This is a genomic window from Streptomyces siamensis (assembly GCF_039543605.1).
Taxonomy (GTDB): domain Bacteria; phylum Actinomycetota; class Actinomycetes; order Streptomycetales; family Streptomycetaceae; genus Streptomyces; species Streptomyces siamensis.
The window spans coordinates 75,478-94,848 of record NZ_BAABKB010000047.1; the positions used below are offsets into that span (position 1 = coordinate 75,478).

General features: G+C 72.5%; 17 protein-coding genes. 7 read left to right on the forward strand and 10 right to left on the reverse strand.

Going from position 1 to position 19,371, the window contains the following annotated elements; all coding sequences use genetic code 11:
• Positions 1 to 3 precede the first annotated feature (3 nt).
• The 7 genes from ABEB03_RS42405 to ABEB03_RS42435 form a co-directional block, all read right to left on the reverse strand.
• Positions 4 to 1,329, reverse strand: coding sequence for an MFS transporter (locus tag ABEB03_RS42405; RefSeq protein ID WP_345658416.1), 1,326 nt, complete (start codon positions 1,327 to 1,329; stop codon positions 4 to 6).
• A 360-nt stretch (positions 1,330 to 1,689) separates the two neighbouring features.
• Complete coding sequence (locus ABEB03_RS42410) at positions 1,690 to 2,640, reverse strand: catechol 2,3-dioxygenase (RefSeq protein WP_345658417.1); 951 nt, start codon at positions 2,638 to 2,640, stop codon at positions 1,690 to 1,692.
• A 10-nt stretch (positions 2,641 to 2,650) separates the two neighbouring features.
• On the reverse strand, positions 2,651 to 3,739 hold the full coding sequence (locus ABEB03_RS42415) for a 4-oxalomesaconate tautomerase (RefSeq protein ID WP_345658418.1): 1,089 nt from the start codon (positions 3,737 to 3,739) through the stop codon (positions 2,651 to 2,653).
• Positions 3,736 to 4,464, reverse strand: a complete 729-nt coding sequence (locus ABEB03_RS42420; RefSeq protein WP_345658419.1) for a 4-carboxy-4-hydroxy-2-oxoadipate aldolase/oxaloacetate decarboxylase — start codon at positions 4,462 to 4,464, stop codon at positions 3,736 to 3,738. Before ABEB03_RS42420 ends, ABEB03_RS42415 begins: the two co-directional genes overlap by 4 nt.
• Positions 4,461 to 5,249, reverse strand: a complete 789-nt coding sequence (locus tag ABEB03_RS42425; protein ID WP_345658420.1) for a PIG-L deacetylase family protein — start codon at positions 5,247 to 5,249, stop codon at positions 4,461 to 4,463. Before ABEB03_RS42425 ends, ABEB03_RS42420 begins: the two co-directional genes overlap by 4 nt.
• Positions 5,250 to 5,326: 77 nt before the next feature.
• Complete coding sequence (locus ABEB03_RS42430) at positions 5,327 to 5,977, reverse strand: GntR family transcriptional regulator (protein WP_095932276.1); 651 nt, start codon at positions 5,975 to 5,977, stop codon at positions 5,327 to 5,329.
• Positions 5,978 to 6,274: 297 nt separating this feature from the next.
• Positions 6,275 to 7,129, reverse strand: coding sequence for a LysR family transcriptional regulator (locus tag ABEB03_RS42435; protein ID WP_345658421.1), 855 nt, complete (start codon positions 7,127 to 7,129; stop codon positions 6,275 to 6,277).
• A gap of 269 nt (positions 7,130 to 7,398) precedes the next feature.
• Between ABEB03_RS42435 and ABEB03_RS42440 the strand changes: the two genes are divergently transcribed.
• Positions 7,399 to 8,202, forward strand: coding sequence for an EamA family transporter (locus ABEB03_RS42440; RefSeq protein WP_345658422.1), 804 nt, complete (start codon positions 7,399 to 7,401; stop codon positions 8,200 to 8,202).
• 294 nt (positions 8,203 to 8,496) lie between these two features.
• The gene (locus tag ABEB03_RS42445; RefSeq protein WP_425589385.1) at positions 8,497 to 8,931 is read left to right on the forward strand and encodes a (2Fe-2S) ferredoxin domain-containing protein; all 435 of its coding nucleotides are present in this window, start codon (positions 8,497 to 8,499) and stop codon (positions 8,929 to 8,931) included.
• 106 nt (positions 8,932 to 9,037) lie between these two features.
• On the opposite strand, the gene fusA is transcribed toward ABEB03_RS42445, so the two are convergent.
• On the reverse strand, positions 9,038 to 11,137 hold the full coding sequence (gene fusA, locus ABEB03_RS42450) for an elongation factor G (RefSeq protein WP_345658423.1): 2,100 nt from the start codon (positions 11,135 to 11,137) through the stop codon (positions 9,038 to 9,040).
• 934 nt (positions 11,138 to 12,071) lie between these two features.
• Here fusA and ABEB03_RS42455 point away from each other — a divergent pair.
• Positions 12,072 to 12,821: an MBL fold metallo-hydrolase gene (locus ABEB03_RS42455; RefSeq protein WP_345658424.1), complete on the forward strand. Its 750-nt coding sequence runs from the start codon at positions 12,072 to 12,074 to the stop codon at positions 12,819 to 12,821.
• Positions 12,822 to 12,850: 29 nt separating this feature from the next.
• On the opposite strand, the gene ABEB03_RS42460 is transcribed toward ABEB03_RS42455, so the two are convergent.
• Entirely contained in the window at positions 12,851 to 13,708 is an 858-nt protein-coding gene (locus ABEB03_RS42460) for a GNAT family N-acetyltransferase (protein WP_345658425.1), read from the reverse strand.
• A 213-nt stretch (positions 13,709 to 13,921) separates the two neighbouring features.
• Here ABEB03_RS42460 and ABEB03_RS42465 point away from each other — a divergent pair, with 213 nt between their 5' ends.
• Together ABEB03_RS42465 and ABEB03_RS42470 are read left to right on the forward strand one after the other, a co-directional pair.
• Entirely contained in the window at positions 13,922 to 14,491 is a 570-nt protein-coding gene (locus ABEB03_RS42465; protein ID WP_345658426.1) for a GNAT family N-acetyltransferase, read from the forward strand.
• A 45-nt stretch (positions 14,492 to 14,536) separates the two neighbouring features.
• Positions 14,537 to 16,033, forward strand: a complete 1,497-nt coding sequence (locus tag ABEB03_RS42470; RefSeq protein WP_345658427.1) for a glycoside hydrolase family 76 protein — start codon at positions 14,537 to 14,539, stop codon at positions 16,031 to 16,033.
• Between the two features lie 86 nt (positions 16,034 to 16,119).
• On the opposite strand, the gene ABEB03_RS42475 is transcribed toward ABEB03_RS42470, so the two are convergent.
• Complete coding sequence (locus ABEB03_RS42475) at positions 16,120 to 16,785, reverse strand: chaplin (RefSeq protein WP_345658428.1); 666 nt, start codon at positions 16,783 to 16,785, stop codon at positions 16,120 to 16,122.
• A gap of 278 nt (positions 16,786 to 17,063) precedes the next feature.
• On the opposite strand from ABEB03_RS42475, the gene ABEB03_RS42480 reads away from it, so the two are divergent.
• A complete protein-coding gene (locus ABEB03_RS42480) occupies positions 17,064 to 18,635 on the forward strand; it encodes an alpha/beta hydrolase (protein ID WP_345658429.1) in 1,572 nt (523 codons plus the stop codon).
• Between the two features lie 143 nt (positions 18,636 to 18,778).
• Positions 18,779 to 19,300 carry a DUF4232 domain-containing protein gene (locus ABEB03_RS42485; RefSeq protein WP_345658430.1) on the forward strand — a complete coding sequence of 174 codons (522 nt, stop codon included), beginning with the start codon at positions 18,779 to 18,781 and terminating at the stop codon, positions 19,298 to 19,300.
• Positions 19,301 to 19,371: the final 71 nt, after the last annotated feature.

Genomic DNA, 19,371 nt, shown 5'->3' on the forward strand with positions numbered 1-19,371 from the left:
CGGTCAGCCGGTGGCGGTCAGTTCCTGCCGTGTGCCGCTCGTGGCCGGGGGCTGGACGCGGCGCAGCCCGGTCAGACTGACGAACACCAGGGAGAACAGGCCCGCGGCGGCGAAGGCGGTGAAGCCCGCGGTGGTCGAGCCGGTCGCGAGCAACTGGCCGCCGAGCCAGGGGCCGAAGACGGCGCCGAAGCGGCCCATGCCGGAGGTCCAGCCGACCGCGGTGGCGCGGTTGTCGTCGCTGGAGCGGGCGGCCACCGTGGCGTAGATCATGGCCTGGGCGCTGAAGAGGAACAGGCCGGTCAGGAAGACCACGGTGTAGGTGAGCGGCAGCGGCATACGGACGCTGAGGGTGTAGACGCCGACGGCGGTGGCGCCGAACCAGATCGCGGCGATCCGCGGTCCGCCGAACCGGTCGGTGAGCCGGCCGCCGACGAGCATGCCGACGATGCCGCCGAGGTTGATGACGATGACGAAGCCGATCGAGGAGCCGAGGTTGTAGCCGTTGGCCTTCATCAGCGAGGGGAGCCACTGGGAGACGCCGTACACCAGGAGGAGGCCGCCGAAGGAGGCCAGCCAGAAGAGCACGGTCTGGATCCACAGTCCGCCGCGGAACAGGGCGGCGACCGCGCCGAAGCGGTCGGCCGCGGCCGGGCGTTCCCCGTCCCGGGCGGTGGGCTCGACGCCGTAGCGGTCGGCGAGTGCCAGCGCTTCCGCGTCACGGCCCTTGGCCTGGAGGAAGGCCATCGACTCGGGCAGGTACTTGGCGGCCAGCGGCACGCCGATGAAGAGCGGGATCACGCAGATCCAGAAGGAGACCCGCCAGTCGCCGGTCCACAGGGCCACGAATCCGGCGACGATGCCGCCGGCCTGGTGGGCGGTCATCAGGGAGCCCACGATCAGCGCGCCCCGGCCGCGCGGGGCGTACTCGGACACCAGCGTGATCGCGCTCGGCAGCAGCCCGCCGAGGCCGAGCCCGGCGAGGAACCGGCCGAGGCTGAAGACGCCGAGGCTGCCGGCCGCGGCGCAGACGGCGGAGGCCAGGGAGAAGACGGCGGTGGACACGATGATCGTCTTCTTGCGGCCGACCCAGTCGCTGACGGTGCCGGAGGACAGGGCGCCGATCAGCATGCCGAAGGTGGCGTAGGAGCCGACGTCGCCGGCCTTGCCGGGGTCGATGCCGAGCGCCTTGGTCTCCAGCATGTGCGGGAGGACGGAGCCGTAGATGAACATGTCCAGGCCGTCGAAGAGGACGACCAGCCAGCAGAGGCCGACGACCAGCACGGCCAGTCTGCTGCCGCCGCGAGCGGGCAGGGCGAGGGAGGAGGACATCGTTGTTTCCTCTCGTCCAGGAGATGTGGGCCCTGGAAGGGGGATCGGTGAGGCGGGTCGACGCGGCTCGTGCGGCTGACCCGATGGTGCGCCAGACGCTAAGGACTGCGCCCAGAAAGTGTCAACACTTTTGTCAACAATCCAGAAGACGATTCGGCCACCGCGCGACCGTGTCATGGGCGCCTGAGAGACAGCTGAAGAGCCAGGTCACGACGTGAGCGGGCAGCACGAATCGGCGTGCCGCCCGCTCACGGACCTGGCCGGAACGAGGCACGGGACGGGGTACGGAACGAGCCGTCCGACGGCCTGTCGCCCACGAGGGAACCCGCGGCGAACGCCGGGCGCCCGCCGCTCAAGGGGTCAGTGGACCGGCGGGGTTCCGTGGGTGTGGAAGGACTCGATGGTCTTCAGACCCCAGGCCTGCCCCTTCTTCCGCTCGTCCTCGGTCCAGGTGATGAGCGGCCAGTCGGGTGCCAGCACCAGACGCGTCAGCGGGTTGCACAGCTCGATCCGGTTGCCGCCCGGCTCGTACACGTACAGGAAGAAGGTCTGCTGGATGGCGTGCTTGTGCGGGCCCGTCTCGATGAACACGCCGCTGTCGATCGCCAGGTCGGCCGCGCGCAGGATGTCCTCGCGGGTGTCGGTGGCGAACGCGATGTGGTGCAGGCGCCCGTTCGAGCCGGTCCAGTCCTCGGTGTAGACGACGTCGTACGACTTGTTGCCGAACGTCAGCCACTGGGCGGCGATCCGCCCGCTGTCGAGCCGGATCTGCTCGGTGGGGCGGGCGCCGAGGACGGCGCGGACGAAGTCCCCGTTCGACGCGACGTCGGCGGCGAGGTAGTTGACGTGGTCGAGGCGCCGTACGCCCACCCCGTGGCCCGGTTTGGCCTGCGGCTGGTTCTTCAGGGCCGGCTTCAGCTCGTCGGGCGCGCGGTACCACTCGCTCTCCCAGTACAGGGCGAGTTCGTGGCCGTCCGGATCGGTGGTCACGTACAGCGGGCCGATGCCCGGCTCGTCCTCCACCCAGCGGCCCGGACGACCGCTGTTCTCGATCTCCTTGACGCGCCGGTGCAGGGCTTCCTCACCGGACGCCCGCAGGGCGGTGCGGCGGATGCCGGGGGTCGTGTGCGCGGTGAGGGTCAGGCTGTGGTGCTCGTAGTCGTCCCAGGTCCGCAGGTGGACGGAGTCTGCGGAGCGGCCGTTCTCGGTCAGGCCGAGGTAGTCGGTGAAGAAGCGGACGCTGGCGTCCAGGTCAGGGGTGAGCAGTTCGACGTGCCCGAGGTGGGCGATGTCTCCGAGGGGCGGCGCCATGCGGGCCTCCTTAAGGGTGTTGTGCGGCTCCGGACGGCCGGGGGAAGACCGTGCCGTCGAAGATCTTGCGTGCGGTGCGGACGACGGCGGTGCGGAGGGCCACCGGTACGGCGCCGTCGCGGCCGTACTCGATGCCGGATTCGAGGTCGAGGAACCCGGTGGGGTGTTCGATGCGCAGCCGGTCCCCCGTCGCGGGCAGCCGCGCGACGTGCTGCCCGACACCGCCCTCCACGCGCAGCCCCGCGGCGACGCTCGCGGCGCCGAGGACACCGATGGAGGTGTGGCAGCGCACCGGGATGAACGTGCGGGTCATGACCGCGCCGCCGTGCCGGGGCGCGGCCAGCAGGGTCAGCTTCGGCACGGTGGCGGCCTCGACGTCGCCGAGGCCCATCAGCTTGCCCGCCGCCAGGCGGATCTCCCGGAGCCGGTCGGCGAGCGCGAGGTCCTCCTCCAGGTCCTTGGGTGTCTCGTAGCCGGTGACTCCGACGGCCGAGGCGGCGATCAGTACGGTCGGCATGCCGTTGTCCACACAGGTCACGGGTGTGCCGGCGACGATGTCGCGGGCCTGGCCGGTGGGCAGCAGCGGACCGCCGCTCCCGGGGAACTCGATCACCACCGGAGCGGCCGTACCCGGCACCCCGGAGATCTCGGCGCGCCCGGAGTAGACGACGCGCCCGTCCTCGGTGGGAAAGGTCGCGACCGCCAGTTCCCCGCTGTTGACCATGCGGATGCGTACGCGGGTGCGGCCCTCCCCCGCCGCGACCAGTCCTCGTTCGACGGCGAACGGTCCCACCCCGGCGAGGATGTTGCCGCAGTTCTGACGGTCGCTCACCTCCGCCCGGTCCACGCCGATCTGGAGGAAGAGGTAGTCGACGTCGGCCGCGGGGTCCGCCGAGGCACGGACCACGGCGACCTTGCTGGTGAGGGGGTGCGCGCCGCCCAGGCCGTCGATCTGCCGCGGGTCGGGACTGCCCATGACCCGCAGCAGCAGTTCGTCGCGGGCGGCGGTGTCGGCGGGCAGGTCCTCGGCCAGGAAGTAGGCGCCCTTGGAGGTGCCGCCGCGCAGGAGCATGCAGCGCAGCGCCTCGGGCGCGGTCATGGCCGGTCTCCGCCCTGCCCGGGCGTCGCACCCCGGACGTGGTCCTCGTAGGGCACGTAGGACACGCCCAGTCGTACGAGGGTCTCGCGCAGGCCGTAGCGGTCCATGCCGAGCTGCCCCTCCGCGAAGGCGGTGCGGGCGGCGGCCTCCTTGTTCTCGCGGGCCTCGGACGCCTCGGCGGCGCGGCGGGCGTCCTCGCGGGGTACGCACACCACGCCGTCGTCGTCGGCGAGGATCACGTCGCCGGCCCGGACGATCTGGCCGCCGATCGCCACGGGCACGTTGACCGAGCCGCCCGTCGCCTTCACCGTGCCCTGCGGGCTGACCGCCGCGCACCAGGCCGGGAAGCCCATCTCGCGCAGTTCGGCGGTGTCCCGGACACCGGCGTTGATGACGAGGCCGCGCACGCCGCGCCGCTGGAGCGCGGTGGCGAACAGCTCACCGAACATGCCGTCGGTCGAGGGCGAGGTGGTGGTGACCACCAGGACGTCGCCCTCGCCGCACTGCTCGACGGCCGCGTGGATCATGAGGTTGTCGCCGGGCCACGAGAGGACGGTGACAGCGGTACCGGCGACGCGCGTGCCCTGCTGGATCGGGCGCAGACGGGTGCCGAGCAGGCCGGTGCGGCCCATCGCCTCGTGCACGGTGGCGACACCGAACGCGGCGAGCGCCTCGACGGCCTCGGCGTCCGCCTTCGGCGGGCCGGTGACGATCACGCCGCTCATGCCAGCTCCTTCGCGATCTGCGGGTAGGGACGCATGTACGCCTCGGCCATCGTCTTGTGGGCGAGGCCCAGGTTGGGCCCGGCGTTGCGCTTGAGCTGGACGCCTCGGCGGACGGCGAGGTCGGTGTAGTAGTCCCACAGGTGCTGCTGGGCGCCGAGACACTCCATGGCCTTGCGCTTGGTGTCCCACACCTCGGTGATGTCCAGGAGGACTTCGGGCCGGAAGCCGCTCATCTCGGGCTGGTGCGGTTCGAAGAAGAAGACCGGCGGTGCGCCGATGATCTCGCCGGGGCCGGGGTAGCCGATGGCCTGGGCGAGGACGCGGGCCTCCAGGGCCATGCGGTGGGCGGCCGGGTGGTCGCCGTTGTACGGGTCCTCGGCCGGGTGCGTGAGGACGACGTCGGGCTGTGTGTCGCGGTAGACGGCCACCAGCAGGTCGGTCAGTTCCGCGGTGGGGGTCAGCGGGTAGTCGCCGGCGTCGAAGAAGCGGATCTCGGCGCCGAGCGTGGCGGCGGCCCGCTCGGCCTCCGCCCGGCGTATCGCCTTGATCTCCTCCAGCTTCTTGCCCTCGCGCCAGGCCTTGGCGGACTCGCCGCGCTCACCGAAGGTCAGGCAGGCGACGGTGACCTTCTCCCCTCGCGAGGCGGCCAGGGCGACGGCTCCCCCGGCACGCCACACGAAGTCCCCGGCGTGCGCGGTGACGACCAGCGTCGATCGTGGCGGGGTTCCCCCTCGCTCCGGCGGAGCCGGAGGCTCGGGCGAGGCAGGCGCTGTGCCGTGCGTCATTGCAGAAATCTCCTTGGTGGACAGGTGCGTGCCCACCTCGGACCGTCCGCCGCACCGCGCGTCGGCCGCGCGCTGCGTCAGTCGCGCAGCGCGTCGATCACGCTGCCGAGGTGGACGCGGACGGCCGCTTCGGCCGCCTGCGGGTCCCTGGCCGAGATCGCCTCGATCATGGCCAGGTGTTCACTCAGGGACTGCTGGGCACGCCCCGGCCGCAGGGCCAACTGAAAGCGGTGTCGCACCAGTTGGGCGTTGAGCCGCTCCAGGAGCCCCACGGCCACCTGCTGACCGGAGAACTCCCTGATGCGGGCGTGCACTTCATGATTGAGCTCGGAATAGGTCACCGGCTCGCCGTCGGCGACGGCCTTGGTCATCGCCGCGCCCAAGTCGGCCAGCTCGGCCAGCTGTTCATCGCTGGCCTCGACGGCGGCCTTGGCCGCGCACAGCCCTTCGAGCGCCATGCGGCACTCGGTGATGGCCACCGCTTCCTCGACCGTCACGACCCGGACCCGGGACCCGCGGTTGCGGATCCGCTCGACCAGTCCCTCCGACTCCAGCTCGATCAGCGCCGCCCGGACGCTGGCCCGGGTGACACCGAACTGCTCGGCGAGTTCGTTCTCCACCAGCCGCTGGGCCGGTGCCATCTCTCCGCGCAGAATCGCCTGCCGCAGCTGCACCAGTGCATGCTGCTTGGCCTGTTCGCCGGTGCCTGGACGGGCTTCCTTCTGCATTGCGCCCTCCCTGAGTGAGTGCCTGTCGAACGTAAATCTAGACGAACAAGATTGTCAACAATTTTGTTTCGCATCTTGCCGACCGTCTTGTCGGCGCAGCGGCGGGGCGCCTTGTCAACGAGGGCCGTGCACGCCGAAGACGCCCGGCTCCGGCGGACCGGGCGGGCGTCTTCGGGTGGAATGCTTCGGGCTCGCGCCCGCTGTTCGGCTCGGGCGCGAGTCGGCTCGGCCGGCTCTGCACGGGGGCGGAGCAGACCCGGCTGCCGCGCGGGCCGGCTCGGCCGGCCGTGTCCGGGGTCAGCCCGCGCGGTAGAGCGACGTGAGCAGTTCCATCACCGCGGCGGTGGCCGGATGCGGGTCGTCCCGCCACCAGGCGATCCGTACCGCGACCGGCTCCGCGTCGCGCACGGGCCGGTACACGACTCCGGGCCGCGGGTACTGGTTGGCGGTGGACTCCGCCGTCACGCCGACGCACCGGCCCGTGGCGATCACGGTGAGCCAGTCGTCGACGTCGTACGTCTCCTCGGTCACCGGGCGGGCGTCCGGCGGCCACAGATCCGTGGTCGTGGTCCCGGTGCGGCGGTCGACGAGCAGGGTGCGCCCGCCGATGTCGGCGAGCCGGACCGAACGGCGCCTGGCCAGCGGGTCGTCGGCGGCCAGGGCGCACAGCCTCCGTTCGAGCCCCACGATGGCGGAGTCGAACCGCCGGTCGCCGGGAGGCCTGCGGACGACGGCCAGGTCACAGGCCCCCTCGGCGAGTCCGGCCGTGGCCGAGTTGACCCGCACGAGGTGCAGTTCGGTCTCCGGATGCCGTTCGCCCCAGCTCCGTTGGAAGGGCAGTGTGTGGCGGCCGAGCGCCGCCCAGGCGTAGCCGATCCGCAGCTGGGCGGTGCCGGACGTGGCCTGGCGGACCAGTTCGTCCACGTCGGCGAGGACCCGGCGGGCGTGCGCGACGACACGCAGACCGGTCCCCGTCGGGGTGACCTCGCGGGAAGTCCGCCGCAACAGCCTTGTCCCGAGGGCGCGTTCGAGCGAGGCCAGGGTGCGGGACACGGCCGCCTGGGAGACGCCCAGCACCTGGGCAGCGTCGGTGAACGTGCCCTCGTCCACGATCGCGACGAGGCAGCGCAGCTGCCGGAGCTCCACATCCATGACTCAAGCGTATAGATGGTTCGGCGAATGCATTTTGCGCAAGAGTGCTACCGGCGCACGATCGGGCCATGGACGCAGCGCCCGCCCCCGCGGCGGCACCAGATCCCGCTTCGGCCCCGGCTCGGGGTGCAGGTCCGGCTTCGGCTCCGGGCCGGGTCGGCACGGGCCCGCCTCCCGGCGCGAGCACCGGCACCGGCACCAGCACCAGCACCAGCACCAGCGAAGGCGCTGGTTCCGGCTCTCGTGCCCGGGGGCCGGCCGTCGCCACGATGTTCGTCAGCGGCCTGTCCAACCAGATCGGGGCCGCGGTCGGCTCCCTCGCCTTCCCCGTCCTCGGCCCACTCGGCGTCGTCGCCGTCCGGCAGTACGTCGCCGCGCTCGCGCTGACCGCCGTCGCACGGCCCCGGCTGCGCACGTTCACCTGGCGGCAGTGGTGGCCGGTGCTGCTGCTGGCCCTCGTGTTCGCGGCGATGAACCTGTCCCTGTACAGCGCGATCGACCGCGTCGGCCTGGGCCTCGCGGTGACCTTGGAGTTCCTGGGACCGCTCACCGTGGCCCTCGCCGCCTCACGTCGCCGGGTGGACGCGTGCTGTGCGGTGATCGCCGCGGCGGGAGTCGTCACCCTGATGCGCCCTCAGCCCTCCACGGACTACACCGGCATGGCGCTGGGGCTGCTCGCCGCGGTCTGCTGGGCGTCGTACATCCTGCTCAACCGCACCGTCGGCCGTCGCATCCCGGGAGCGCAGGGTTCGGCGGCCGCGGCCTGCCTGTCGGCCCTCGCCTTCCTGCCGGTCGGTCTGGTCGTCGTCCTCCACGACCCCCCGACCGCGGGCGCCGTCGGGTACGCCGTCGTCGCCGGCGTCCTCTCCTCGGCGGTGCCCTACTTGGCGGACCTGATCATCCTGCGCCGCGTGCCCGCCCAGACCTTCGGTCTGTTCATGAGCGTCAACCCCGTCCTCGCCGCGGTCGTGGGATCCGTCGTCCTGGGGCAGACCCTCGGCCCATGGGAGTGGTCCGCCATCACGGCGGTCGTCTGCGCGAACGCACTGAGCATCCTGTCGTCGCGCGTGTGACGTCTCGGCGGGCGGCCCACACGGACCCTTGGCCCGGCGCACCGAGAACGGTATGCACGCGCGACGCACGTGCACGGCATGCATGCGCGCACCGTGTACGGCGTGAACGCGCCCACCGTGTACGGCGTGAACGCGGTGCGCCCGGACGATCTCGAGCCCGCCGGGGTCGGAGCGCCGGCCGGGCCACCGATCTCGTACGGTGATCACCGGCGTCGGGCGGATCGGTCCGGCGCCCCGCACGGGGGCTCGGCTTGTGCGGTGCCGCTCGACACCCTTCGAGGAAGGTCTCGTACCTTGACAGCCAACGGTCCGCTCCCGCATGCCCGTTCGGCGGTGCTGCGCGCCGTCGGAGCGCTGCCCTGCACGCTCGTCGTCTACCGTGGCTGCTGCTGCGGCAATCCGCGCAAGTATCCGCAGAGCGACCACGAAGGCCAACTGGCCCGGCTGCGGGCCGGTGCCGAGGCCTCCGGGGGCCGGTTCGCCGTGCGTACGACGGACTGCCTCGGCCCCTGCGACCAGGCGAACGTGATCGTGGTGCGGCCGTCGGCCGAGGGGCGGCGCGGCGGGGGCCGGGCCGCCTGGATCGGATTCGCCCTGGACGACGACTGCACCGAGGAGCTGATCGGCTGGGCGACGGCCGGAGGTCCCGGCGTCGCCCGGCCGCCGGCCGCGCTGGAGCTCCAGTTCGTCCGGCCGCCGCGCGGGACCCGGTCCCGGGGACGCCGCTGACGCGGCACGGACCGTCACGGCGCCCCGCGTCGCGACACTCCGTGCCCGGACGTCCGGGACGGAGCGGTCCTGGACCCCGCGTCGGGGCAGGACCGCTCCGCCCGTGTCACCGGACCGGCGTCTCGCGGGACGCCGTGCCCGGTGCGGGCGCGTGGCCGGTGGGCCGGGCGGTGAACACGCCGCGGCCCTGGGTGCGGCTGCGCAACCGGGTCGCGTAGCCGAAGAGTTCGGCCAGCGGCACGGTGGCGGTGATCACCGTCGCGTCCGCCCGTGTCAGCGAGCCCGACACCCGTCCGCGCCGTGCGGCGAGATCACCGAGGACCCCGCCCACCGCGTCGTCGGGCACGGTGACGGCGACCTCGGCCACCGGTTCCAGGAGCGCCATGGTGGCGGCCCGGAGCGCCTCGCGCAGCCCGAGGCGGCCGGCCGTGCGGAACGCCATCTCCGAGGAGTCCTTGGAGTGCGTCGCCCCGTCGGTCAGGGTGACCCGCAGCCCGGTCACGGGATGACCGCCCAGCGGACCCTCCGCCAGGGCGTCCCGGCAGCCGGCCTCGACCGCGCGCTCGTACTCGCGCGGCACGCGGCCGCCCACGACCGTCGAACGGAACTCGAAGCCCGTCGCGCTCGCGGCGCCGTCGCCCGGCACGGCCTCCAGCGGTTCCACGTCGAGCACGACATGGGCGAACTGGCCTGCGCCGCCGTCCTGTTTGACGTGCCGGTAGACCAGACCGGACACCCCGCGCACGACGGTCTCCCGGTAGGCCACCTTTGGGCGGCCGACGGCGACCTCGATGCCGTGGGCCCGCCGGATCTTCTCCACCGCCACCTCCAGGTGCAGTTCCCCCACGCCCGACAGCGTCGTCTGACCGGTCTCCGGGTCGGTACGCACGACGAGCGAGGGGTCCTCCTCCGCGAGCCGCGCGAGCGCGGACACCAGACGGTCGGTGTCGACGGCACGGCGCGCCTCGACCGCGACCGACACCACGGGCTCGGCGACCGCGGGCGGTTCGAGGAGCAGCGGAGCCGTCGGGGCGCACAGAGTCGCCCCGGCGTGGGCGGACTTCGGCCCGATCAGCGCGACGATGTCGCCGGCGACGGCCGTGTCCAGCTCCGCGTACCGGTCGGCCCGGACCCGCAGGATGCGGCTGACCCGTTCGGTGCGGCTTGCGCCCACGTCCACCACTGTCTCTCCCTTCCGGATCGTTCCCGAGTACACCCGCGCGTACGTCAGCCTGCCCGTCGCCGTCGCGTTGACCTTGAACACCAGGGCGGCGAACGGCTCCTCTGGGTCGGCGGCCCGCTCCTGCCCCGCGTCGGCGCCGGTGCCGCGTACGGCGGGCACGTCCAGCGGCGAGGGCAGATACGCCACGACGGCCTCCAGCAGCGGTTCGATACCGCGGTTGCGGTAGGCCGAGCCGCAGAGCACCACGACGCCCTCGCCGGTCCGGGTCAGGTCGCGCAGCGCCGAGGCCAGTGTGGAGGCGCGCACGGTGGAGTCGGTGCAGAACTCCTCCAGCGCGGCGGGGTGGAGTTCCGCCACCGCCTCTTCGAGAACCCTTCTGCGCCGCCGTGCCTCGTCCAGCAGGGCTTCCGGCACCGGGCCCTCCTCGGCGGTGTCGACACCGTCGGCCCACACGAGGGAACGCATGCGCAGCAGGTCCACCACTCCGGTGAAGGTGTCCTCCGCCCCGATCGGCAACTGCACCACGAGCGGCGCCGGATGGAGCCGCTGCCGGATCGACTCGACGGCCGCGTCGAGGTCGGCGCCGGCGCGGTCCAGCTTGTTCACGAAGGCGATCCTCGGGACGCCGTGCCGGGCGGCCCGCCGCCACACCGACTCGCTCTGCGGCTCGACACCGGCCACGGCGTCGAACACCGCGATCGCGCCGTCGAGAACCCGGAGCGAGCGCTCCACCTCGTCGGAGAAGTCGACGTGGCCGGGTGTGTCGATCAGGTTGATCCGGTGGCCGTCCCACGCGCAGCTCACGGCCGCGGCGAAGATGGTGATGCCACGGTCGCGTTCCTGGGAGTCGAAGTCGGTGACGGTGGTGCCGTCGTGCACCTCTCCGCGTTTGTGTGTGGTGCCGGTGGCGTAGAGGATCCGCTCGGTGACGGTGGTCTTGCCCGCGTCGACGTGGGCGAGGATGCCCAGATTGCGGACGGTGGACAGCGGGCTGGTCAGGTGACGGTGCAGGTCGGTGCGCACGGCGCATGGCCTTTCGGGTGGTCCGGATCGGGTGGCGCGATTCCCGGACGGCGGCCCGTGGTTCGGGCCGTGGGAGATCTCCTGCGCACCGCGCCGTGACACGGCGGGCGCACACCGCCGCCTCAGCGCCGACGGACCGGGCCGTCGGCGGGCGCACGCCTGGGCAGGCCGAAGGCTGCCGGTGTGCGCGCGGGGGCGACGGGCGGTGACGCCTGTCGGCGTGAAGGGCGAGGGGCGGAGATCAGACGGTCGTCTCGGGCCTCCGGTACCGGCCGCGCAGCGGGTACCGGGCCCACGAGGACACGAGGATCACCTCGTACAGCGACGGGGGAACCACGACAGCGGTGCGGTCACGCACGGCCCGGCTCCCCTCACTCGTCACGATGCGCGGCGCCGATGCGGCGGTGCGCGAATGTGTGAGGAGTCTAGGGAAGCGGGGAGCTGCCCCGCACCGGAATATCCTCCGGACGGCGGTGGCCGCTCCACTGCGCGGCGCTCGGGCTGGGGTGGGGCTCGCTGTCGTTCCGTTGCGCCGTCTGTCCGGTGGGTGGGTCGGGTCCGTGCCGGTGATCCGCCCGNGCAACGGGCATTTGATTCACCGGCACGGCCCCTTCGGTGGGATAGCGGCTGCGGGTGCGACCGGGCTGAGGTCCAGCCGGTGACCCGCCCGACGGCACATCCCGTCCGGTCCGACGGCAGTCCCCGTCCCGCCATGAGGGCAGAGAGCAATCCCTCAGCCCGTCCGGCGATTGAGGACGAGGCCGTTCAGGCCGATCGGGGGGCCGGGGGCGGAGCCCCCGGGGGTGCGGTCGGCATCGGCACAGCCTGTCGGACACGTTCCGCACACCCCTGTCGGCGCTCGTGAGCGGTCGCGATAGCGTCTTCCCGGCACTGCGGCTCGGGCCGCCCACAGGTCTCACACGTCGGGATGGTCATGCGCGAGGATGCGATCGTCGAGGCTGCCGCAGGAGTGCACCTGGTGCACGGCAGCAACACGAACTGGGTGATTCTGAGCGACGGCGACGCCGTCACCCTGATCGACACCGGCTATCCGGGGGACCGCGCGGAGCTCCTCGCCTCCCTCGAAGCGCTCGGCCACGCGCCCGAGGCCGTCCGTGCCGTCCTCGTCACGCACGCGCACAACGACCATCTCGGCTCCGCCGACCATCTGAACCGCACCTTCGGCGTCCCGGTCCTGATGCACGAGGCGGAAGTGCCGCACGCGCGCCGTGAGTTCCTGCACCAGGTGAGTGTGGGACAGGTGCTGCGCCAGGGGTGGCGCCCCGGGGTGCTGCCGTGGGCGGTGCACGCCCTGCGGTCCGGCGGCAAGGCGGACGTACGGATGACGCGGCCCGAGGCGTTCCCCCATGAGGGACCGCTGGATCTGCCCGGCCGTCCGGTTCCGGTGCACACCCCGGGCCACACTCCGGGGCACTGTGTCTACCATCTGCCGGACGCCGGGATCGTGATCTCCGGTGACGCCCTCGTCACCGCGCATCCCACCGCACGGGGGCGCGGCCCGCAGCTGCTCCCCGCGATGTTCGACACCGATCGCGACGGCGCTCGGACCTCCCTCGCGCGCATCGAGTCCCTGCCCGCCGACGTCCTGCTGCCGGGCCATGGTCCCGTGCACCGTGGCGCGGTGGGCGAAGCGGCACGTCGCGCCCGCGAACTCGCCGGCTGAGGGGCCGGTCCGACAGATCCCGCGGCGGGCTAGCCGAGTTCGAGCGTGGTCACTCCGTAGACGCGCTCTCCCGCGAACGGCCTGACCGGTCCGGTGTACATGCGGGCCGTCTCGAAGGAGGGCGTGAGGCCGAGTTCTTCCGCGAGAGCGACACCCGTCGTGTTCGTCCGGGGCACGTCCACCGCGATCGGACGGCCGGCGGCGGCGTCGGCCAGCGCGGCGATCAGCGCCCGGGCGTCGTCGGCGGTGTCGGCGAACAGCGGGCCGACGCGCAGGGAGTCACGGGCCGGACGGATCACGGCGTACCCCGTGAGGTGCCCGTCCGCGGCGGTACGGACGAAGGTGCGGTGGCCCGGACCGGCCAGCCACGAGGCCAGGAACACCGGCCGGTCGGCCGGGTAGCAGGCGCTGTCGTACGCCGTGATGGCCGCACGGTCCGCGTCCGTGGCGGCCCTGACTCCCGTGGGTACCTCGCCCGCGGGGACGATCCCGCCGAACCGGGCCGTGCGGTAGGCGAGTTCGAAGCCGGACTGGCGGTAGTTGTCCTGCTGCGCCACCACGCCGTCGAGGCCGACGGTACGGCCGCCAGCGTGCGCGAGGGCCGTCTTCCAGGTGGTGAGGCCGTAGCCGCGGCCGCGCAGGTCTGGCCGTACCAGGTAGAAGCCCAGGAAGGCGTAGTCGGCGCCGTAGTTGACGACCGAGACGGCCGAGACGGGCTCGCCGCCGACGCGTCCGACGAAGAAGCCCTCGGGGTCCTGGGCGAAGAAGCTCGCGCTGTCCGACAGCCCGGGATTCCACCCCTCGTCCGCCGCCCACTCGCCGACCACCTTCCAGTCGTCGATCGAGGCCTGGGCGACGACGAGATGCTCCGGTCCCGCAGAGGTCATGTGGGCGCTCCATTCCGTACGGGGTCGCTTCGGTGCGGTGGTCCGCCGCACGCGCAGCATCCTTCCCGATCTCCGTACCGATCGCAGCCGCGACCGTCCGGCGCCGGGAGAGATTCGGCCAGTCCGGCGAACGACGTCCGCCGACGTGGGCAGTGGCGTCAATCCGGTCCGTTCTCGGGGGTGTTGCTCCACGGGCGGCCTAAAGTTGCCGTCATGAGTGTCGAACACGTGACCCTGCGCCCGGTGGCCGAGGACGATCTGCCCGCCCTGGAGCGGTTCCTGACGGAGCCCGAGGTGTCGTCCCCTTTCCAGTGGTTCGGCTGGTGGGACATCCGGCGCTGGCGGCGGCAGTGGGCGGACACCGGCCTCATCACCGAGGACGGGGGCCATCTCATGGTGGTGCGGGAGTCCGAGCGGCTGGGATTCGTCGCCTGGCGGAAGATCTCCTCCAGCCGGACCACGCACTACTGGAACATGGGTATCGCCCTGCTGCCGGACGCGCGCGGCAAGGGCGTGGGGACCGAGGCGCAGCGGCAGCTCGTCCGTTACCTCTTCGCCCACACGCTCGTGAAGCGCGTCGAGGCCGACACCGAGTCGGAGAACTTCGCCGAGCAACGCGCCCTGGAGAAGGCGGGATTCACCCGCGAGGGGGTGCTCCGCAGTGTCGTGTTCCGCGACGGACGGTGGCGTGACGGCGTCCGGTACAGCATCCTCCGCGAGGAAGTCGCGCCCGACGGTTCACCGGCCACCGCCTCCATTGACGCGAGCACGTCAGGGGACTAGCTTCCGGGAGCGCTCTCCTCTCCCCCTCCCGGACGGAGGCCGATCATGTCGACAACGTTGTCGCAGCAGTTGCGAAGAGCCGTGTCCGTCCTGCTCGCCCTCGCGGCGGGCATCAGCCTGCCCTCGTCGTCCGCCGCCGCGGCCGGGGCGACGCCCGGGGCCGGGCCGACGCCCGCACTCGCCGCGGCCGTCTGCAACAGGTACTGCGACGCCCGCGACCCCGCCCTGTCCCCGCAGGACCGGACCCCGGTCTCCACCACCCTCTTCTCCCGCTCGATCACCCTGCACTTCGACGACGCCGACGCGATGGGATGGGCGTCGCTGGACAACGGCAGCCCCGGGGACGAGGTCTGGCTCGACCGCTCCTTCGACGGCGGCCGCACCTGGAGCTCCGGCAGCAGGCTCGGCGACACCACCGTGCCCGCGGGACAGCGGGGGTGGCGCACCCTGATGTACAACGTGGACGACTGGAACGCCCGTGGCGTCGGCGCACTGCGGGCCTGCGGAAAGGCCGGTGACCGTGGCGACATCGCGTGCACCGCGTGGGCGCGCGCGACATGGAACGCGGGCGAGCGCCGCACCGCCGCGGCCACGGCCGAGATGATGTTCTACGACAACGCGACCGGGCTCTTCGCCACCACCGGCTGGTGGAACTCGGCGAACGCGCTCACCGCCGTGATCGACAACATCCGGGCGACCGGCATGGGCAGCTACCGCTACGCCGTCGCCACCACCTACGACCGCCAGCTGAGCGCCCAGGGCGGGCAGTTCCGCAACGACTACATCGACGACACCGGCTGGTGGGGGCTCGCCTGGGTGGCGGCGTACGACCTGACCGGGGACACCCGCTATCTCGCCACCGCGCGGGCCGACGCAGACCACATGGCCGCCTACTGGGACACCACGTGCGGCGGCGGGGTGTGGTGGAGCACCGCGAAGACCTACAAGAACGCGATCGCCAACTCGCTCTACATCCAGCTCAACGCGGCCCTGCACAACCGCCTCCGCGGCGACACGGTCCATCTCGCGCGCGCTCGGGCGGGCTGGACATGGTTCCGGTCGACGGGAATGGTGAACTCCGCGCACCTGGTGAACGACGGCATCAGCCTGTCCACCTGCCGCAACAACGGCGGCACCGTGTGGTCCTACAACCAGGGCGTCCTGCTGGGCGCGCTGACCGAGCTGAACCGCGCGACCGGTGACGGCGCGGACCTGAGCGCGGCACGGCAGATCGCGGACGCCGCCACCACGTCCCCTGAGCTCAACACCGCGGACGGGATACTGCGGGACCCGTGCGAGAGCGGGGACTGCGGGGCGGACGGCCCCTCGTTCAAGGGCGCCCACGTGCGTGGCCTGGGCAGGCTGGACGCGGCGCTGCCCGACCATCCCTACACCGCTTATCTGCGCAGGCAGGCGGACGCCGCGTTCCGCGGGGACCGCAATGCTCTCGACCAGTACGGGCTGCGCTGGACCGGCCCGCAGGACCGGGTCGACGCGGCCCGGCAGCAGAGCGCGCTCGACCTGCTGAACGCCACGCCCTGAGGGGCACGCGGGGCATCCGGTCCGCCGGACACCGCTCGGGCCCCACCGGTCACGGATCCGGTGGGGCCTTCGTCGGTGGCCGTGGATCAGCGCACCGCGACGGGCCGGAAGCGCCGGTACAGGACGGCTCCGCCCAGCAGCAGCGCGGCGCCCGCAGCGATCGTGGGCCCCGTCTGGCCCGCGCCGGTGCTGGCGAGGGCGGGTACCGGCTGCCCCGGGACCTGCTGGGGCACCACGGGGCGGGGGTGCGCCTTGGGCGGCGCCGCCGGGGGCGGCGTCGGCGTGGCCGGCTGCTCGGGACGGCCGCCGGAGGTGTTGGTCGCCTCGTTGCCCACGGCCGCGTTGCCCACCCCGACGACGTTCACGGAATTGCCGCTGACGTTCACGGGCAGGTCCACCGGGAGCTGCACACCGTTGCCCGACAGCAGCCCCGGCGAATCCTTTGCGCCGCCCTCGGCGACCGCGCCGCCGTGTGTCGAGCTCGCCCCCGTCTCCTTCGCCGCTCCCCCGTCACTCCTGGTGGCGCAGCTGTTGCCCGCCGCAGGGTTGAGCAGTCCGACCACGTTCACGGTGTTCCCGCACGCGTTCACGGGAACGTGCACCGGGAGCTGGATGGTGTTGCCGGAGATCAGTCCCGGCGACCCGACCGCGGTGCCGTCCGCCGCAGAGTCGGCGTGCGCCGGCATCGTCACGGCGAGCGCACCCGAGGCGGCGGCCGCGGCGATCAACCCATTTCGGGTAGCCCGTTTCATAGGTTTCCTGCCTTCCAGACATCGTCGCGGGCACTCACCCGCATCGCGTAAAACGCAGGAGAACCATCCGAGTTATGGCTTATCGGTCTTTCACCCCATCGAGCGTCACCGTTTTCGAACGCCCGCGTGCCGGGTCGTGACGGATTGCGACAGGAGCGGTCGCGAAGGGTAAGGCACATCGGCCCGGGCCGCTCGCCGGGAGGCGTGCCCCCGGGGCCGCGCTTATCGTGATCGAGGGGGTGTCGCCGGTCCACCGCGGGGCGAGCCTGGAGGCATGCATGCTGTCCGTGCACCAACGAGGCACGGTCGCCGGAGCCGCGACCGCGACGCTCGCGCTGCTCGCGGCGAGCCTCCCCACGGTGGCAGCCGCCGCGGACCAGCCCGACCTGTCGCGTTTCTACCAGCAGAAGGTCAAGTGGGCCGCCTGTACGGGCTCCGGCATGCCCCACGACATGCAGTGCGGCAAGGTGACCGTGCCGCTGGACTACGCGCGGCCCGGTGACGGCACCCTCGACGTGGCACTCGCCCGCTATCGGGCGACCGGTGCGTCGCGCGGGTCGGTGGTGCTGAACTTCGGCGGCCCGGGGGGCGCCGGGATATCCCAGCTCGCCGCCGACAGCAAGGATTTCATGGGGCTCACCAACGGCTACGACGTGGTGACCTTCGATCCCCGGGGTGTCGGCCGGTCCTCGCCGGTCAGCTGCGGCACGGGAGCCCAGGACGTCTCCGCCACCACGGACCCCACCGCCGAAGCGGGCGACCCCAAGGCCGCGCTCAGGACGGTGGAGCAGTACGCCAAGCAGTGCGTCAAGCACTCCGGCCCGGTGCTCCAGCACATAGGCACGGTCAACGCCTCCCGGGACATGGACGTCATACGTCAGGCGCTCGGCGACAAGAAGCTCAACTACCTCGGCTTCTCCTACGGCAGCCGGCTGGGCGCGGTGTACGCCGCACAGTTCCCCGACAAGACCGGCCGGATGACGCTCGACGGGGTGGACACGCTCACCGAACCGCTCACGGAGCAGTCCCTGGTGAGCGCACAGGGGCAGCAGACCGCACTGGACGACTTCCTCACCTGGTGCGTCAAGGACGTGTCCTGCCCCTTCGGCCAGGACGCGCGCGGCGCGCGGAAGCAGGTCGCCCAGCTCGTCGACTCGCTCGACCGGGACCCGATCACGTCGGCCTTCGGGGACCAGTTCACCGGCCAGGACCTGGTGGGCTCGATCAGCCAGGCGCTCTACAGCGAGTCGCTGTGGCCCTCGCTCGAACACGCCCTCGCCGCCCTGATCCAGGACGGCGACACGCATGCCCTGTCCCAGCTGTCGGGCGGCATCGCGCTGCCCCGTGCATCCACGGTGGGCCGGAAGGACGGCGGCCTCGTCGGCGACGAGGACGTCCCCGTCGACAATCTCCTGGCCGCCCTGATGGCGATCAACTGCGCGGACGATCCCGACCGGCCCACCGCCGCCCAGCTCACGAACGACATGAGCCGGCTGCGCGCCACCTTCGAGGAGGCCTCCCCGGTCTTCGGCCCGTTCCGGCTCAACCAGGTGATGCTGTGCTACGGCCGGCCCAAGGGCACCGACTTCATCCGCGAGCACGTGCGCGACGTCCACTCCCCGAAGATGCTGCTCGTCGGCACCCGCGGTGACCCCGCGACCCCGTACCGGTGGACCGTCGAGACCGCCGCGCGACTGGGCCCGTCGGCCGTGGTGCTCGACAACAAGGGCGAGGGGCACACCGGCTACACGTCGTCGAAGTGCGTGCACCAGAAGGTCGACGACTTCCTGTTGTACGGCTCCCTCCCGGGCAGCGGCAGCTCCTGCGGGGCCGACGACAAGGCACGCTGACGGCCCGGTCCGGCGGTGACACGGCCGGGTGACACGGACGAGCCGGCTACAACCTCTCGTACGCCGCGGTGGTCACACTGGGCAGGGCGCCGCCCGGACCGGGCACGGCGCACCGTTCGTGACGACTCCAGGGGGAACCGCCGATGCGCATCCGAACCGTACTCACTCTCTCGGCCGCCGCCACCGCTCTGCTCCTCGCGGTGCCCCAGAGCGGCTCGGCCACCCCGCAGCACACCGCCGGCCGGATCGCGAAGTGTGCGCAGAAGGTCCTCCAGCTGCGGGCCGAGCAGTCCGCTGACGCCCGCGTCGTGCACATCGGCGTCACGAACCGTTCCCCCCGGACCTGCACGGTCGACCGCATCCCCACCGTCACCTTCGGGGACCTGGACGGCGCCGCCCTGCCGACGCCCGCGGGAGAGAGCGGCCCGTACCGCCTCGGCCCGGGCCGGACGGCGTACGCGGCCGTCCGGACGATCGCCGACCCGGCCGACCCCGAGGCCCGCAGGGTGGACTCCGTCACCGTGTCGGCCGACCCTTCGCTGTTCGGGCGTTCGTTCACCGCGGAGCAGCTGGGCGCGGGGGACGCCGTGCTGGTGTGGGAGCCGGTGACGACGTGGTGGAAGCCGTCCGTGGCGGCCGCGGACAAGGCGCTCGGCCTCGGCTGAGCGGCTCCCGGCATCCACCCGGCGCGTGCGGTCGCCGGGCCGCGGACAACCCGGGCGGCAGCTCAGCTTTC

Coding starts and splice junctions, on each gene's coding strand:
- ABEB03_RS42405 (WP_345658416.1), bottom strand. CDS start 1,329: ATGTCCTCCTCCCTCGCCCTGCCCGCTCGCGGCGGCAGCAGACTGGCC.
- ABEB03_RS42410 (WP_345658417.1), bottom strand. CDS start 2,640: ATGGCGCCGCCCCTCGGAGACATCGCCCACCTCGGGCACGTCGAACTG.
- ABEB03_RS42415 (WP_345658418.1), bottom strand. CDS start 3,739: ATGACCGCGCCCGAGGCGCTGCGCTGCATGCTCCTGCGCGGCGGCACC.
- ABEB03_RS42420 (WP_345658419.1), bottom strand. CDS start 4,464: ATGAGCGGCGTGATCGTCACCGGCCCGCCGAAGGCGGACGCCGAGGCC.
- ABEB03_RS42425 (WP_345658420.1), bottom strand. CDS start 5,249: ATGACGCACGGCACAGCGCCTGCCTCGCCCGAGCCTCCGGCTCCGCCG.
- ABEB03_RS42430 (WP_095932276.1), bottom strand. CDS start 5,977: ATGCAGAAGGAAGCCCGTCCAGGCACCGGCGAACAGGCCAAGCAGCAT.
- ABEB03_RS42435 (WP_345658421.1), bottom strand. CDS start 7,129: ATGGATGTGGAGCTCCGGCAGCTGCGCTGCCTCGTCGCGATCGTGGAC.
- ABEB03_RS42440 (WP_345658422.1), top strand. CDS start 7,399: ATGTTCGTCAGCGGCCTGTCCAACCAGATCGGGGCCGCGGTCGGCTCC.
- ABEB03_RS42455 (WP_345658424.1), top strand. CDS start 12,072: ATGCGCGAGGATGCGATCGTCGAGGCTGCCGCAGGAGTGCACCTGGTG.
- ABEB03_RS42460 (WP_345658425.1), bottom strand. CDS start 13,708: ATGACCTCTGCGGGACCGGAGCATCTCGTCGTCGCCCAGGCCTCGATC.
- ABEB03_RS42465 (WP_345658426.1), top strand. CDS start 13,922: ATGAGTGTCGAACACGTGACCCTGCGCCCGGTGGCCGAGGACGATCTG.
- ABEB03_RS42470 (WP_345658427.1), top strand. CDS start 14,537: ATGTCGACAACGTTGTCGCAGCAGTTGCGAAGAGCCGTGTCCGTCCTG.
- ABEB03_RS42475 (WP_345658428.1), bottom strand. CDS start 16,785: ATGAAACGGGCTACCCGAAATGGGTTGATCGCCGCGGCCGCCGCCTCG.
- ABEB03_RS42480 (WP_345658429.1), top strand. CDS start 17,064: ATGCTGTCCGTGCACCAACGAGGCACGGTCGCCGGAGCCGCGACCGCG.
- ABEB03_RS42485 (WP_345658430.1), top strand. CDS start 18,779: ATGCGCATCCGAACCGTACTCACTCTCTCGGCCGCCGCCACCGCTCTG.